Genomic DNA, 15,528 nt, shown 5'->3' with positions numbered 1-15,528 from the left:
CAAGCATAACCCGGTATCTCGAAAAATTATCAAGCCATGCAAAAATTACCCGTAGTCGATTTCCACTGTGATCTGTTAAGTTATCTTTTACACGTTCAGGATATGCCTGCATTATCTTATGATGCATTAGAACAGACTGATGACATTGGAGCTTCTCTTCCTGCTATGGAAGCTGGAAAGGTCAAAGTACAGACCTGTGCAATATTTACAGCGCCGGGTGAAGATAGTGTGGTCAATGCCTTCAGACAGGCGAGGATTCTTTTTGAACTTTTTCAAAGGGATTTTCCTTTCAAAAAATGGAAGGGTAAATTCAGAAAGAAGAATATCACGTTAATTCCGGCCATTGAAGGAGCTTCTGGATTATGTCTCGAAGAGGGAGATGCCGAAGTTCAGACTGAAATGAACTTGCTGGCTATGAAGCAATGGATCGGAACTCCTTTATACGTATCAATGACCCATCATGGAGAAAACAGGTTTGGAGGTGGAAATAAGGCTCAGGGAATTGGTTTAAAGGAAGATGGTGAAACTCTGCTGGAAATATTATCCAAATATGGGATTTGCATCGATCTTTCTCACTCCAGTTATCAGCTTGCAGAGGATATTATAAATTATAAAGAAAAGAATGGCCTCGATTTGAGGGTGATCGCTTCGCATTCAAATTTTCGAGAGGTCTATGAACACGATCGAAACCTGACTGATGAACATGCGAAATACATAATTCAGAATAATGGTATAATCGGGATCACCTACCTGAGAGATTATATGCATAAAGAGAACCCCGAATATTATTTAGAACATATTGAGCATGGAATAAAATTAGGCGGTGAAAATTACCTCGTACAGGGAGCAGATTTCTTTTACTGGGCAGATTATGAGCCTGAAAGACATCCCTTATTTTTTCCTGAACTGGCTGATTCATCCAAATTTCCTAAAGTTGCCAAGCGCATAGCCAAAGAATTCGGTGCCGATTTTGCAGAAAAATATATGAATAAAACCGGGATGAAGTTTCTTACTGAAAATTATATTAGATAATTGATCAGGCAGTTTCTTTGTGGCCTTTGTTTGCCAGCTGTCCACATGCTGCATCAATATCTTTTCCACGACTTCGACGGACATTGACATTCACTCCTTTGCGTTCAAGGTAGGAAGCAAATTTATCGAGTTTGTCTTCTTCTGTATTGACAAAGTCCGCCTGGTCGATCGGGTTGTACTCAATGATGTTCACTTTTGAAGGAACGACTTTGGTGAACTGGTAAAGTTCTTCGGCATCTTCCAGCGTATCATTAAAATTATTGAAAACGATGTATTCGTAAGTGACCATCATTTTGGTCTTTTCGTAATAATATTTTAATGATTCAGCTAAAGCCTCGAGGGTATTCGATTCATTGATCGGCATGATCTTATCACGCTTTTTATCATTTGCAGCGTGAAGAGATAATGCCAGGTTAAACTTAGCGTCATCATCAGCTAGCTTTTTGATCATTTTAGCAATGCCTGCAGTAGAAACAGTTAGTCTTTTGGAAGCCATATTTAAACCATATTCCGCAGTAACGTATTCCGCAGATTTGAAAACATGGCTGTAGTTTAATAATGGTTCTCCCATTCCCATGTATACAATATTGGTCAATGGGCGATTATAAAGTTCTTCAGCAAGGTCTCGGATAAGTACTACCTGATCATAAATTTCAGCAGCTTCAATATTTCTTTTTCTATCCAGAAAACCTGTAGCACAAAACGCACAGGATAGAGAACATCCGACTTGCGAAGAAATACAGGCAGTGATTCGTTTTGAAGTGGGTATTAGCACACCTTCTACCAGGTGACCATCGTGAAGTTTAAAGCCAATTTTAATCGTTCCGTCATTACTCTTTTGCTGATCAGCAATAGTTACCGGGTTAATTACAAAATGTTCATTCAGCCATTCTCGAAGGTCTTTCGAAAGGTTGGTCATCTCCTCAAAAGTACGGGCAGACTTTTTCCATAACCATTCATGAACCTGCTTTGCTCTGAAGGCTTTTTCGCCGTTTTCAACAAAAACTTTTTTTAACTCGTCGGGCTTTAACGACCTGATATCCTTTTTCTTCACTACTGCCATGATGCAAATGTACGTAGAATTGACGATAGTGTTTTGAAAATTCGATTTATCCTGCTTTAAATGAATTAAATTTACGGAGAAAGAAAGAGATTATAAGTAAAACATTTAAATACCAGCGTAAATGGATTTTGCAGCAGTATTAGGGATAAGTCAGGAAGTTTTCGAATTTGTTCTCCTGCCATTGATCATATTCCTTGCTCGAATTATAGATGTACCCTTAAATACCCTGAGAGTAATCTATATGCTTCAGGGAAAACGTGGATTATCCACTGCACTTGGATTCCTGGAAGCACTGATTTGGTTAATAGCGATTAGTCAGATCATGCAGCATTTATCTAACCCGATATCTTATGTAGCTTATGCCGGAGGGTTTGCTGCGGGTATTTATGTTGGTATGGGTATTGAAGAAAAACTTGCTATTGGAAATATAGTGATCAGAATCATAACCCAACGTAACGCATCTAAATTACTAAAAGCTTTAAAATCAAAAGATTATAAATTCACCGAAGTCGAAGCACACGGAAGTAAGGGTGAAGTCAGCGTCATATTCGTCATTGCCGGAAGAAAGCAGCTTCATTCATTGGAAACGTTGATAAAAGAAAATAATCCAAAGGCATTCATGACGGTAGAGGGAGTAAAGAGCGTTAAAGAATTTGACGAAATGATGGAAGCCCCAATTCCAAAATCATTCTTAAAGAGTCCGTTTTTGAAGGTGAAGTAAATTTAATTATAAATTCAATCCACTCGCGTAGGCATGCGCTTGTGTTATTTTCCTTAATAATGGTTCAATAATTTTCTTGGACCGATTGTTATTAGTTCTTTTAAGTATTTTTCAACCTAAACGTTTAGCCCTGGATTGTGTCTTCACTATCCAGAAATGAGAAAATGATTGAATTTAATTTCCGGCATGAGCAGGAAATACATTTAAATTCTATAGTTTAGCTTAACGACGTAGGTACAAGAGAATTCTTGCACCAGAGGGGGGTAAAACTCCTTAAGATTTAGCTCAAGGAGTTTTATGAATTCCATTTTGCCATTATATCACTCTTTTAATAACCTGATCGTGGCTTTTTTATTTTCAGCACTTATCCCAATTAAATAGATTCCTGGTTTCTCAGTAATAGTAAGATCAATGGTTTTTTGATTGTTAAAGACTGCTGACCGAATGAGTTTTCCATCTATTTCAAATATTGAAATTTCTACATTTTTAAAATAACCCCCCATTTCAATGGAAAAATTACCATCAGTTGGATTGGGATAAACCTTAAGGTCATCTCCAAAATCATTATCAATTATTCCTAAAGTGTTAATTTCAACACAGGCAGTGGTGTCTACACAACTATTTTTAGTGAGTTCAGCAGCATATGTGCCATTTTCTACCGGTGTAAATGATTGATTTGTTTCCCCGGGGATTATTGCATAATTATTATTACAATCCAACCATTGATAAGTGACATTTGTGTTATTGACAGTTATAGTTGATCCATCTGTAGAAGTTGTTAGATCTGAAATAGTATCAATAGTTAGATTTAACATAACAAGAGAATCACAACCATTTGCTGCTCCACCTTCAATATTAAAAGTAGCTGTATTATTACTTTCAGTGTAAGTATTTCCGTCAATCCATGTGAAAGAATCACAGGCTGTTTGTGTATCAATCCCAGGTTCTGGAAGAGCTGAAACATTAACAGTAATTGAAGAACTATTAGACGCAGGACCAACTGCTTCTCCTTCTTGAGCCGAAACAGAATATGTTATTGTATGAGAACCAGGTCCAGCTACAGAGGGGTTAAATGTAGACCCGGATACACCCGGTCCAGAAAAGCTTCCTCCAACTGTGCCTGTAGGGCTTAGTGAAACTGCTTCATCACAAGCAGCAAAAGAAGTGGATGGAATTGTGAATGAGGCATCTGGTAAAATAGTCAATGTTAAAGGAACGGTTATCTGATTATCATTTTGTACTGATACAACGGAAGAGCAGTTTCCATCATAAATGAGTACATCTGCCAATAAAAAAACGTTTACTTGAAATTCTCCGGCTTCAGACGGGGTTCCGGAAATGCTTATACATCCATTAGCAGGTGATGAATACGAAATCTGATTAGATGTCCCCGTTATGCCATTTGGCAAACCAAAAAAGGTTAAGTTATCTATTTGTTCTACGCTGACATTTGTGCCACTAAACGATGGGTCGAGAATACCTGCATCAAAGCATGTAGTTGTAATATGAAAGGATTCAAAATCCGAATAAGCTTCATTGCTTGTGCCTTCGACAAATGATGAATCACATATGCCTCCAAAAGGAGGTAATATAGTTGAACAATCGTTCGGAGTACATTGGGAATATCCTGAATAATTGATCAAAAAGAGCAAAATAATAGCAATCAAAATTCTGCTACTGGTGTTGATAGTAAAATTTTTCATCTTATTTCTGGGCGTTGATTTACTAATGAATTTGGATAGGGTTATTACTCTCCATTTCTTCTCCCTCAAAAAACTTAACCCTATTATAAATATAACTGTCTTATTAAAATATAAAAGAAATATCGCAAAATTGTCCAATAATATTCAATTCAAACCCCGGGACTTCCATCTAAACGTTTTCAACAATCAACCTGAGTTATGAGCTTCCCCATTATTCATATCTTCTACAACAAGTTTGGCATTGATACAAATATTAACACGTTGTAAAACCACTCACCTCTTTAATAAAAAGACCAAATTAAAAACTGTCATTACGGCAGTGTTAAGGGAATAAATAAGTGGTTTTGAGACAAAATGTCTTAAAATAATGCTATTTTATCACTTTAACCTGCAGTTTTTTCTTGTTTTAGTCTAAAAATATCAATTGGTAGAATTATTGATTATTCCCTATAGGAAATTGAACTAAGAAACTAATAATAGATATGACATTTGATAATTATACATTAAAATCACAGGAGGCCATTCAAAAGGCTACTGAGGTAGCAATGGCCCATGAACAGCAAGCTGTGGAGACAGGGCACTTGCTAAAAGGAATTATTTCTACTGACGAAAATGTTTTTTCGTACCTGGCTAAAAAGCTAAATGTAAATACCCCCGTTCTTAATGATGAACTTGATAATTTGATCAGGTCTTATCCTAAAGTGTCGGGCGGTAAACCGTATTTATCTAATGATGCGCATCAAACGCTGACGGAAGCTAATAAGACACTCAAAACATTTGGTGATGAATTTGTGGCTGTGGAGCACATTATTCTTGGCCTGTTAAAAGGTAAGGATAAAACTGCCACTCTATTAAAGAATCACGGATTTAATGAGTCTGATGCTGTAAAAGCAATTAAAGAGCTTCGTGGCGGATCGAAAGTGACTGACCAGAATGCTGAAAATAAATACCAGGCTCTTTCACGATATTCTATTAATCTCAATGAGCAGGCGAGGCAGGGTAAGATTGATCCGGTGATCGGTCGTGATGAAGAGATCAGGCGTGTACTTCAGATCCTTTCCAGGAGAACGAAAAACAACCCGATGCTTCTTGGTGAGCCGGGTGTAGGTAAGACAGCGATCGTAGAGGGTATGGCCCAGCGTATTGTCGATGGTGATATCCCGGAGAACTTAAAGTCTAAAACGATCATTTCTTTAGACATGGGACTCCTCGTCGCAGGAGCCAAATATAAAGGTGAGTTTGAGGAAAGACTGAAAGCGGTAATTAAAGAGGTTAAGGATTCAGATGGAGAAATCATTCTCTTTATTGATGAGATCCATACGCTGATCGGTGCCGGTGGTGGTGGCGAAGGAGCTATGGATGCAGCAAACTTATTAAAACCTGCTCTAGCACGTGGTGAACTTCATGCAATCGGTGCGACCACGTTGAAGGAATATCAAAAATACATCGAAAAAGATAAGGCATTGGAAAGAAGGTTCCAGGCAGTAACAGTCGATGAACCCGGTGAGGAAGATGCAATATCAATTTTACGTGGTATTAAAGATAAGTATGAGCTCCATCATGGAGTCAGAATTAAGGATGATGCTGTAATTGCTGCAGTTGAACTATCCAGTAGATATATCTCTGACCGGTTCTTGCCGGATAAAGCTATCGACTTGATGGATGAGGCTGCATCGAAGCTGAGAATTGAAATTGACTCATTACCGGAAGAACTTGATGAGCTCAATCGAAGGATTATGCAATTGGAGATTGAGCGTGAAGCGATCAGACGTGAAAAAGATAAGGAGAAGGAAGCGATATTAAATAAAGATATTGCCGAACTCAGTGAGCAACGCGACAGTCTGAAAGCCAAGTGGGAGAATGAAAAGAGTGTAATCCAGGGAATTCAGCATGCGAAGGAAGAAATCGATAAGCTTAAGCTTGAAGCTGAAAAAGCGGAGCGCGCAGGTGAATATGAAAAAGTAGCGGAGATCAGGTATGGTAAGCTGGTTGAAACTCAGAATAAATTAGAAGAACTTCAGAAACAGGTTTCTGAAATGCAGGGTGAGGAAAGCTTACTCAAAGAAGAAGTTGATTCAGAAGATATTGCGGAAGTAGTCGCACGCTGGACAGGTATTCCGGTGAGTAAGATGCTCGAAAGCGAAAGAGAAAAACTGCTTCACCTGGAAGATGAGCTGAGCAGAAGAGTTGCCGGACAGCAGGAAGCTATTCAGGCATTATCCGATGCAGTAAGAAGAAGCCGTGCCGGATTACAGGATCCGAAAAGACCAATTGGTAGTTTCATTTTCATGGGGACTACCGGTGTGGGTAAGACTGAGCTGGCGAAAGCGTTGGCAGAATATCTGTTCAATGATGAAAATGCCATGGTCAGGATCGATATGTCTGAGTACCAGGAAAGGCATGCCGTTAGTAGACTGGTCGGAGCGCCTCCGGGATATGTTGGTTATGATGAAGGAGGCCAGCTTACAGAAGCAGTAAGAAGAAAACCATATAGTGTGGTATTACTTGATGAGATCGAGAAAGCTCATCCGGATGTCTTCAATATTCTGCTACAGGTACTGGATGATGGAAGGTTGACCGATAATAAAGGACGGATAGCTAACTTCAAAAATACAATCATCATCATGACAACAAATATTGGTTCGAACATCATACAGAGCAACTTTGAAATGATGGATGAAATAAACCATGATGAGGTGATCGACAAAACTAAAAATGAAGTGTTCGAACTGATGAAAAAATCAGTGCGTCCGGAGTTCCTGAACCGAATTGATGAACTGATCATGTTCAGACCTCTTTCTAAAGAAGATATCAGAAAGATTGTTACCATTCAGTTTAACCTGATCAAAAACAGACTGGAGCACAATGGTATTAAACTAGAAGCTACTGATGCTGCACTTGATTACCTTGGCAAGACCGGTTATGATCCGACATTTGGCGCCAGACCGTTGAAAAGAGTTATACAACGTGAGGTCTTAAATGAATTATCAAAAGAGATACTTGCAGGAAATATTCAGAAAGATTCTGTCGTTGGTATAGATATCGAAGGTGATAATATCGTGTTTATGAACCTTGATAAGGTGCAAATAGACGATTAAAGTAATTCAGTTTTAAAAAGTGAACCGTTGCCATGAGGCAGCGGTTTTTTTTTATTACTTTGGTGCCAAATTTTAAAATTTACCTCGATGATGCTTACTTTTCCTGAATTTATAGACTACGCGGGGACGTTCGTATTTGCTATTAGTGGTATTCGTCTGGCAGCAGCAGCAAGGGTTGACCTATTCGGTTCTGTCGTCATTGGAATTGTTACGTCAGTTGGAGGCGGAACGATCAGAGACCTTTTGCTTAACGCAACTCCCTTCTGGATGGAGGACCCAAAATATTTTATAACAATATTGGTAGCATTGGGATTTGTAGTGATATTCAGGAATCGATTGGTAAGATTAGAAAATACATTCTTTATTTTCGATACCATTGGGTTAGGTATGTTCACACTGGTAGGTATAGAAAAGACTTTACTTTTTGGTCAGCCGTACTGGGTGGCTATGACACTGGGCATGATCACCGGGATCGCCGGTGGTATTACTCGAGATATTCTGATTAATGAAGTTCCTTTGATCTTCAGGAAAGAAATTTATGCAGGAGCTTGTATTGTTGGTGGGTTAGCCTATGCTTTATTTGATGCCTTTGCTATTACCAGCAACTGGGCAGATGTGGCATGTGTGACAACAGTAATTGTCATTAGAACATTAGCTATTAAATACCAATTAGGATTACCGGTAATTGAGGCAGATCAACCAGATGAAAGCAATACCTAATCAGAAATCAGATCAGGTTACTTCGCTATTAGCAGAAAACCTTGAATACCCTTTATACATTAAAGCCGAAGAAATCAGACAGTGGTTGATGGATACTCCGGGAGTTTCAGAATCCGTTAAGTATAGAATTCCCTTTTATGATTATTACGGTCCGTTAATCTATTTCAATCCGAAAAAAGATCATTTGATAATAGGCTTCGTTGATGGAATTAAAATCGAAGACCCTTTTGGATTATTGACTGGAGATCAAAAGCAAATCCGGCATTTTATACTTGATAGTACTACTGACTTCAGGGGAAGTTTACCTTTTTATATTGACGAAGCGATCAGAATCAATAAAAGGAGAAAATAGGTAACATCCTTCCACTCATCTATTTAAGTCACCATTTAACACTTTTTTACGAATATTTTCGTAGATAACTTTTAACTACGAATAAAATCGTATATAATTGTAATACGAAATTAATCGTAGTAGCAAAAAATGAGTGTTTCAAAACCCACCGAATCTGAATTAGATGTTTTACGTGTCTTATGGGACAAGGGCCCATCTACTGTGCGTGAAGTACATGATGAATTGTCCAAAGAAAAAGATACGGGTTACACAACAACTTTGAAGATCATGCAACTAATGTATGAGAAAAAGTATCTTTCCAGAGAGAAGCACGGCAAGACACATATATATACAGCAGAAATAGATCGCAAGCAGACAAGTGACAGGCTAATTGACCGTCTGCTTGAAACGACCTTTCAGGGGTCGGCAGCAAAACTGGTAATGCATTTATTGGGAAATAATAAAACTGATAAAGCTGAGCTGGAAAGGATCAAAAAGTACCTCGATGATATTGAAGATTCTCAAATAGATTAACAATGTTTAGTATTGAATCATATAACCGGATAATCGAAGCTACCGGATGGACACTTGTTCATGCATTATGGCAGTTTATGTTGATCGGGATTTTATTCCTTTTAATAAAGCCACTGGTAAAAAATAAACCAAAAGTAATGTACTGGCTGACTTTCGGAGCTTTGCTTGGAGGGCTTGGATGGAGCGTTCAAACATTTATAATGCATTGGAATGAACTAGGAGCTGCTTCAAATTTATCGATGGGGATGCTAGATAACCAGGTAGAATATCTGATTACCATGAATGATCCGGGAGTTGTGAATTTCTGGGAAGGGCTATCTGGTCGTATAAAGCCCTTTTTGCCAGAGCTTGTGATTGTCTGGAGTACCGGAGCATTATTACTTGGGTTTAGACTGATCGGAAGTTATGCCTATTTGAGAATTTTGAAAAACAAGGCCACTGAGTTGGTTGATAGTCAGTGGAATGAGGTTCTCGATAAATTAAAAAAATCACTTAATATTAATAAAGATGTCAGGATTTTGAAATCTGCAGCCATTTATGGCCCGATGGTGATGGGACATCTAAAACCAGTTATCCTGATACCGGTAGGCTTGGCAACAGGACTTCCTACGCAACAGGTGGAGGCAATCCTGGCCCATGAATTGGCCCATATTAAAAGGAGTGATTACCTGGTCAATTTTGTCCAATCATTGGTTGAAGTGATATTTTTCTATCATCCCATGGTCTGGTATATGAGTGATGTACTCCGACATGAAAGAGAAGTCTGCTGCGATACAGTGGCACTAAATTATCAACCTTCAACAATTCAATACGCTAAATTATTAACCAAACTTGAAGAATATGCAATAAATCAACAGAGTCCTGCAATGCAGTTAGGTGGGCAGTCGAAACACAGTTTGCTACTTAGAATTCAACGAATTGTTCAACCTAAAATGCAAAAAAAGACGATGAAAGATAAAATAATACCTTTAGTGATCCTGATTGTTGCAGTAGTTGCAATGAGTTTTATGGATGTTGGCAAGAAAAAATTATTAGAAGCCGAACAGAAAATTAGCGAGTTAGTTGATCCGAAACAGGATAAGAAAGTAAATGAGTATCCAGGTAAACCCGAAGAACCAAAATCACTTCCTTCTATAAGGAGAATAGCTCCGATAGAACCAGTCGAAGCGATAGAAGAATCAGAAAACCCTCAGGTTATTGCATCAGTCTCTCCTGCTGAGCCGGCTAATCCAGTAAAATATAGGATTTATGATATCGCACAAGTGAGGAAACAAGGTAATCGTGTGTATATGATAAATCCTGATACCTTACCTGATGATCATAAAGGAATAAAATATATTATCAAAGATGATGATGGCAAAGAAAAAGTTGTAGTCATCAATAATAAGGAGATCTCTGAACATATAATGCGTTCAATGGAAGCAGCCTATTCAAGTATGAAGAATATGGATTTTCAAAAAATCATGGCTGATGCTCATGTAGATGAGAAGCATATTAGGGAAAGCATGAAGATGGCAATGGAAAGTCTGGATTTCAGTAGAATGAATTTTGATTTTTCTTTTGAAAATGACAGTACTTTAACGCCTGAAGAAAAAGCCCAGATGAGAATGGAATTGGAACAGGCTAAAGAAGAAATTGCTCAGGCTAAAGAGGAGCTTAAAAGAGAGATTGAAGAATTAAAGGTTGAAATTGATCATGAAAAGATCAATGAAGAGGTGAAGCGAGAACTTGAGCAAGCACAGAAGGAGCTTAAAAGAGAAATGGCTGAACTTAAGGTTGAAATGGCAGAATTTGAAAGAGAAATGAAAAAGAGGAATGCCATAATTAAAGCTGAGCTTGTGAAAGATGGTTATGTATCAACTAATGAAGAAATTAAAACCATCGAAATTAAGAATGATGAAATAAAAGTTAATGGTAAAAAGATCAAGCCTGAGCATCAGAAGAAATATAAAAAGATTATTGATGATGCCATGGATATTGACTTTGATTGATTATAAATATTGATAAAATGAAAAAGGCCGGAATTTCTTCCGGCCTTTTTTGGTTGTTCACCTGTTTAAAATAATATTATTTATTCGCAGCATAAAGTTCTGCTACTTTGTCCCAGTTAATAACATTAAAGAAATTAGCAATGTAATCAGGACGTTTGTTTTGATATTTAAGGTAGTATGCATGCTCCCATACATCTAAACCTAAAATAGGGAATCCGCCGCAACCTACGCCTGGCATTAATGGGTTATCCTGGTTTGGAGAAGAGCAGATTTCTACTTTTCCACCAGAATGTACACATAGCCATGCCCAGCCTGATCCGAATCTTCCTGCCGCTGCGCTTGAAAATTCTTCTTTAAATTTATCAAATGATCCATATGCATCATTAATAGCGTCAGCAAGTTCGCCAGATGGCTGGCCACCACCATTAGGACTCATTACTTCCCAAAACAGGTTATGGTTATAAAAACCACCACCATTATTTCTAACTGCAGTTTTATCTGAGTGGTTCTTTAAAAGGTCTTCAATGCTTTTACCTTCCATATCAGTACCTTCTACAGCACCATTTAATTTTGAAGTATATCCCGCATGGTGCTTGGAGTGGTGAATCTCCATAGTTTGAGCATCTATATTAGGCTCTAACGCATCATATTCATACGGTAAATTCGGTAATTCAAATGCCATAATTAATCGTGGTTTATTATTGGTTAAACAAATACTATTTATAATAATATAAACTGTTTATTCAATGTAATGTTACATTGATTTTAGAATACGGTCAAGGCTAATGCCGGGTGGATTGGCATTGTATTATAAAATTAACCGATTTTTTATAAACCAATACTGTTTGTGGGCTCTATTTTCTCAGGTCAGTGAAAAAATCCTGGATAAGAGATTTGCATTCGTTTTCTAATACACCGAATTTGATGTTTGTTTTAGGATGGAGTGGGGAAGGGTTTAATCTGCGAAATCCTCGTTGCAGATCTGGAGCGCCATATACAATTTCACTTATCTGTGACCAGGCGAGGGCTCCGGCACACATGGTGCAAGGTTCAAGGGTGACAAATAAACGACAATCAGTAAGGTACTTTCCACCCAGGTGGTCAGCTGCAGAGGTAATAGCGATCATTTCAGCATGAGCAGTAACATCGTTTAATATCTCAGTTTGATTATAAGCACGGGCAATAATCCGGTTATTGCATACAATTACAGCACCCACCGGTATTTCACCTTCTTCGTAAGCGATTTGAGCTTGCTTCAATGCCTCTTTCATGAAATGTTCATCCGAATGCACACTTAGCCCCATATTATTTCTGTTTTGGCTTTTTGAGTTTAATGCTTTCCATACTTATTTCGATTATTTCTTTCCAGTTTTGCTTTGCTCCCTGGGGAGAAGAAAAACTCATAATCCACACCTTACCATCATGGATAAAATATTGAATGTAGTTATACTTTCTAACCGTCGGGCGAGGAATTATTGAATTTTCAGGAGGATATACAACAGTTTCCATTTCAAGAACTGCTACTTTTTTTCCATCCAGATCAATAGTCTCCTCTTTCAGGATATTGATCTCATCGAAAAGATCATATATTGTGGCTTTGTAAAAACCATATAATAATTCGATATCTTCTTCCGGCCACGGAGTTTCAGCACTATTAATAGTAAATTCCGCTTGTTTATCCGCGCTGATATAAGCAAAAGCGGCAGGATCAGCAGATCTGTATTTTGCGTAAAGCTCATCATCAGTCATTTTTGAAAATCCTTCTGGAATCTTTATCTGAATATTTTCGCTTACAGTTGCTTTTTCAAGACTGAGTCCCTCCTGGCCGAAACTTATTCCGACTGAAAAGAAAAATAATATCAATGTTAAAAATAGGTGCTTCATTCTTTATAAAGTTATTCAGGCAATTAAACGATATTTTCTCTTAAATCTTATATACGAGAAAAATCCACTGCAAATCTATGATATATTTTACTTGTTTATAGCTGAAATTGAAAACCATTGAAGATTTTGTCATTTCCTTTTATAAATTTGTAGCCAATATAAAAATAAAGTTGAAATGTTACGAACACATACTTGCGGTGAATTACGCATTGAACATACCGGACAGAAGGTAGAACTAAGTGGATGGGTACAGAGAATTCGTGATAAAGGAGGAATGATTTGGATCGATCTTCGTGACCGATATGGTATTACACAGCTGATCTTTCAGGAAGGCGAAACTAATTCTGAAGTAATAGAGAAGGTTCGCGAAATGGGAAGAGAGTTTGTTATTAAAGCCAAAGGAGAAGTTAAAGAACGTTATTCTAAGAATGACAAGATTCCTACCGGAGATGTTGAAGTGTTCGTTGAAGAGATAGAAATACTTAATTCTTCAAAAGTCCCTCCATTCACTATAGAAGATGATACGGATGGAGGAGAAGAATTAAGAATGAAATACCGATACCTGGACCTGAGAAGAAATGTTGTCAGAAAGAACCTGGTGTTAAGGCATAAATTAGCTCAGGCAACAAGAAGGTATCTGGATGGTCAGGGCTTTCTAGAAGTGGAAACGCCGGTATTGATCAAATCTACTCCTGAAGGTGCTAGAGATTTTGTTGTCCCTTCAAGAATGAATGCAGGGGAGTTTTATGCGTTGCCTCAATCACCTCAAACCTTTAAGCAGTTATTGATGGTTTCTGGCTATGACAGGTATTTTCAAATTGTAAAATGTTTCAGAGATGAAGACCTGAGAGCTGACAGGCAACCTGAATTCACTCAGATAGACTGTGAGATGGCTTTCGTTGAGCAGGAAGATATTCTGGATACGTTTGAAGGAATGACCAAAGCACTCTTTAAAGAAGTGTTAGATGTGGAGGTAGCCGACTTTAAGCGAATGCCTTATTCTGAAGCCATGAAATATTATGGTTCTGATAAACCGGATATCAGATTTGACATGAGGTTTGTTGAATTGAATGACGTGGCTCAAAACAAAGGCTTCAAAGTTTTTGATAGTGCAGAACTAGTGGTAGGAATTGTTGCTGAAGGATGTGGAGATTATTCAAGAAAGCAAGTTGATGAGCTGACCAAGTGGGTGCAAAGGCCACAGATAGGAGCAAAAGGATTAGTATATGTTAAATGTAACGAAGATGGTTCTTTCAAATCTTCTGTAGATAAATTCTTTAGCCAGGAAGATCTTAAAGGCTGGGCTGAAAAAATGAATGCTTCTTCAGGCGATCTTCTTTTAATTCTATCCGGAGATACTAATGTAGTTAGGAAGCAATTGAATGAATTGAGACTCGAAATGGGTAAGCGACTTGGCCTGAGAGATAATAAAGTATTTGCTCCTTTATGGGTAGTTGACTTTCCTTTATTAGAGTGGGATGAAGAATCTGAAAGATATCATGCAATGCACCATCCATTCACTTCTCCTAAAACAGAGGATATCTCAAAACTGGATTCAGATCCGGGAGCAGTACGGGCTAATGCGTATGACCTTGTTATTAATGGAGTTGAAATAGGTGGAGGATCCATTCGTATTCATGATCAGAAGACACAGTCATTGATGTTTGATCATTTAGGTTTCACAAAAGAAGAAGCGAAGAAACAGTTTGGATTTTTAATGGAAGCTTTTGAATATGGAGCGCCACCACACGGAGGAATTGCTTTTGGTTTTGACAGGCTGTGTGCATTATTTGGAGGAGCAGAATCGATCAGAGACTTTATTGCATTCCCTAAAAATAATTCAGGAAGAGATATAATGATTGATAGTCCGGCAACTATCGATCGTGATCAGTTGCATGAATTACATCTCAAAATTGAGGAAGAAAAATAAAGCACTATATAATATATGTATGGAAAGCTGGCCTCGGGAAAGGCCGGCTTTTTTTATTTAATAAATTATTGTTGTGACTTTAAGCAAGTTATGGGGGAGTAAATATTTTTTCCAATGTGACGTATTGCAATTATTAAAAAAGTGTTTACCTTTGCAATCCCTTTCGGAAACAGACGGTGGAAGAGGGAGTAAGATTGAAGTGATGGGGACGAGTTTATTAGGAGGGAGATCGGGGTTAAGTTCCTGATTGAGAGGCCGGCAGAGAAAAGAAAAAATAAACTTGCAAAAAGTTGTGTGGAAATGAAAAATATGTTTCAATTTTGCACTCCCAAAACGGGAAGAGGGTACTTAAAAAGTTAAGTATTCACGATCGCGGAGATACCGGAAACGTCCGGAAATAGGAAGCGAAAAAGTTCTTTGAATAGATGTAGGCAAGATAGCAAACCGCTTAAGGAATTTCCTTAAGTCAATTTTTAGGGCCTGGGATACAACAAACATTTAAGAATAATTACAATGGAGAG

13 protein-coding genes are annotated in these 15,528 nt (G+C 37.9%); 8 read left to right on the top strand and 5 right to left on the bottom strand.

All coding sequences use genetic code 11. From position 1 onward, the window contains the following. Positions 1 to 36 precede the first annotated feature (36 nt). Positions 37 to 1,032, top strand: coding sequence for a dipeptidase (locus tag OO013_RS10915; protein WP_266056843.1), 996 nt, complete (start codon positions 37 to 39; stop codon positions 1,030 to 1,032). A gap of 4 nt (positions 1,033 to 1,036) precedes the next feature. Here the strand turns inward: OO013_RS10915 and rlmN are convergent, their stop codons facing one another. Then, positions 1,037 to 2,095 (bottom strand): dual-specificity RNA methyltransferase RlmN, encoded by a 1,059-nt coding sequence (rlmN, locus tag OO013_RS10910; RefSeq protein ID WP_266056842.1) that lies wholly within the window; start codon positions 2,093 to 2,095, stop codon positions 1,037 to 1,039. A 121-nt stretch (positions 2,096 to 2,216) separates the two neighbouring features. Here rlmN and OO013_RS10905 point away from each other — a divergent pair, with 121 nt between their 5' ends. After that, entirely contained in the window at positions 2,217 to 2,816 is a 600-nt protein-coding gene (locus OO013_RS10905; protein WP_266056841.1) for a DUF2179 domain-containing protein, read from the top strand. 320 nt (positions 2,817 to 3,136) lie between these two features. Here the strand turns inward: OO013_RS10905 and OO013_RS10900 are convergent, their stop codons facing one another. Further along, positions 3,137 to 4,519 carry a T9SS type A sorting domain-containing protein gene (locus tag OO013_RS10900; protein WP_266056840.1) on the bottom strand — a complete coding sequence of 461 codons (1,383 nt, stop codon included), beginning with the start codon at positions 4,517 to 4,519 and terminating at the stop codon, positions 3,137 to 3,139. Between the two features lie 482 nt (positions 4,520 to 5,001). Between OO013_RS10900 and clpB the strand changes: the two genes are divergently transcribed. The 5 genes from clpB to OO013_RS10875 all read left to right on the top strand — a co-directional run bounded on the left by clpB (position 5,002) and on the right by OO013_RS10875 (position 11,193). Beyond that, positions 5,002 to 7,617 carry an ATP-dependent chaperone ClpB gene (gene clpB / locus OO013_RS10895; RefSeq protein ID WP_266056839.1) on the top strand — a complete coding sequence of 872 codons (2,616 nt, stop codon included), beginning with the start codon at positions 5,002 to 5,004 and terminating at the stop codon, positions 7,615 to 7,617. 87 nt (positions 7,618 to 7,704) lie between these two features. Then, complete coding sequence (locus OO013_RS10890) at positions 7,705 to 8,337, top strand: trimeric intracellular cation channel family protein (protein WP_266056838.1); 633 nt, start codon at positions 7,705 to 7,707, stop codon at positions 8,335 to 8,337. Further along, positions 8,321 to 8,689: a DUF1801 domain-containing protein gene (locus OO013_RS10885; RefSeq protein WP_266056837.1), complete on the top strand. Its 369-nt coding sequence runs from the start codon at positions 8,321 to 8,323 to the stop codon at positions 8,687 to 8,689. The genes OO013_RS10890 and OO013_RS10885 overlap by 17 nt, the downstream gene beginning before the upstream one ends. Positions 8,690 to 8,818: 129 nt before the next feature. Next, positions 8,819 to 9,202, top strand: coding sequence for a BlaI/MecI/CopY family transcriptional regulator (locus OO013_RS10880; protein WP_266056836.1), 384 nt, complete (start codon positions 8,819 to 8,821; stop codon positions 9,200 to 9,202). 2 nt (positions 9,203 to 9,204) lie between these two features. Further along, positions 9,205 to 11,193, top strand: coding sequence for a M56 family metallopeptidase (locus OO013_RS10875; RefSeq protein ID WP_266056835.1), 1,989 nt, complete (start codon positions 9,205 to 9,207; stop codon positions 11,191 to 11,193). 76 nt (positions 11,194 to 11,269) lie between these two features. Here OO013_RS10875 and OO013_RS10870 read toward each other — a convergent pair whose 3' ends face one another. From OO013_RS10870 to OO013_RS10860, 3 genes are all read right to left on the bottom strand, one after another. Then, the gene (locus OO013_RS10870; RefSeq protein ID WP_266056834.1) at positions 11,270 to 11,875 is read right to left on the bottom strand and encodes a superoxide dismutase; all 606 of its coding nucleotides are present in this window, start codon (positions 11,873 to 11,875) and stop codon (positions 11,270 to 11,272) included. A gap of 172 nt (positions 11,876 to 12,047) precedes the next feature. After that, positions 12,048 to 12,497, bottom strand: coding sequence for a nucleoside deaminase (locus OO013_RS10865; RefSeq protein WP_266056833.1), 450 nt, complete (start codon positions 12,495 to 12,497; stop codon positions 12,048 to 12,050). Between the two features lies 1 nt (position 12,498). Next, positions 12,499 to 13,077, bottom strand: a complete 579-nt coding sequence (locus tag OO013_RS10860) for a hypothetical protein (protein WP_266056832.1) — start codon at positions 13,075 to 13,077, stop codon at positions 12,499 to 12,501. A 175-nt stretch (positions 13,078 to 13,252) separates the two neighbouring features. Here OO013_RS10860 and aspS point away from each other — a divergent pair, with 175 nt between their 5' ends. Further along, positions 13,253 to 15,007, top strand: a complete 1,755-nt coding sequence (gene aspS, locus OO013_RS10855) for an aspartate--tRNA ligase (RefSeq protein WP_266056831.1) — start codon at positions 13,253 to 13,255, stop codon at positions 15,005 to 15,007. Positions 15,008 to 15,528 lie beyond the last annotated feature (521 nt).

This window comes from Mangrovivirga halotolerans (genome assembly GCF_026241165.1).
Classification (GTDB): domain Bacteria; phylum Bacteroidota; class Bacteroidia; order Cytophagales; family Cyclobacteriaceae; genus Mangrovivirga; species Mangrovivirga halotolerans.
This window is presented reverse-complemented; position numbering and strand designations above follow the sequence as displayed.

Coding starts and splice junctions, on each gene's coding strand:
- OO013_RS10865 (WP_266056833.1), bottom strand. CDS start 12,497: ATGGGGCTAAGTGTGCATTCGGATGAACATTTCATGAAAGAGGCATTG.
- OO013_RS10880 (WP_266056836.1), top strand. CDS start 8,819: ATGAGTGTTTCAAAACCCACCGAATCTGAATTAGATGTTTTACGTGTC.
- clpB (WP_266056839.1), top strand. CDS start 5,002: ATGACATTTGATAATTATACATTAAAATCACAGGAGGCCATTCAAAAG.
- aspS (WP_266056831.1), top strand. CDS start 13,253: ATGTTACGAACACATACTTGCGGTGAATTACGCATTGAACATACCGGA.
- OO013_RS10890 (WP_266056838.1), top strand. CDS start 7,705: ATGATGCTTACTTTTCCTGAATTTATAGACTACGCGGGGACGTTCGTA.
- OO013_RS10860 (WP_266056832.1), bottom strand. CDS start 13,077: ATGAAGCACCTATTTTTAACATTGATATTATTTTTCTTTTCAGTCGGA.
- OO013_RS10915 (WP_266056843.1), top strand. CDS start 37: ATGCAAAAATTACCCGTAGTCGATTTCCACTGTGATCTGTTAAGTTAT.
- OO013_RS10870 (WP_266056834.1), bottom strand. CDS start 11,875: ATGGCATTTGAATTACCGAATTTACCGTATGAATATGATGCGTTAGAG.
- OO013_RS10905 (WP_266056841.1), top strand. CDS start 2,217: ATGGATTTTGCAGCAGTATTAGGGATAAGTCAGGAAGTTTTCGAATTT.
- OO013_RS10875 (WP_266056835.1), top strand. CDS start 9,205: ATGTTTAGTATTGAATCATATAACCGGATAATCGAAGCTACCGGATGG.
- OO013_RS10885 (WP_266056837.1), top strand. CDS start 8,321: ATGAAAGCAATACCTAATCAGAAATCAGATCAGGTTACTTCGCTATTA.
- OO013_RS10900 (WP_266056840.1), bottom strand. CDS start 4,519: ATGAAAAATTTTACTATCAACACCAGTAGCAGAATTTTGATTGCTATT.
- rlmN (WP_266056842.1), bottom strand. CDS start 2,095: ATGGCAGTAGTGAAGAAAAAGGATATCAGGTCGTTAAAGCCCGACGAG.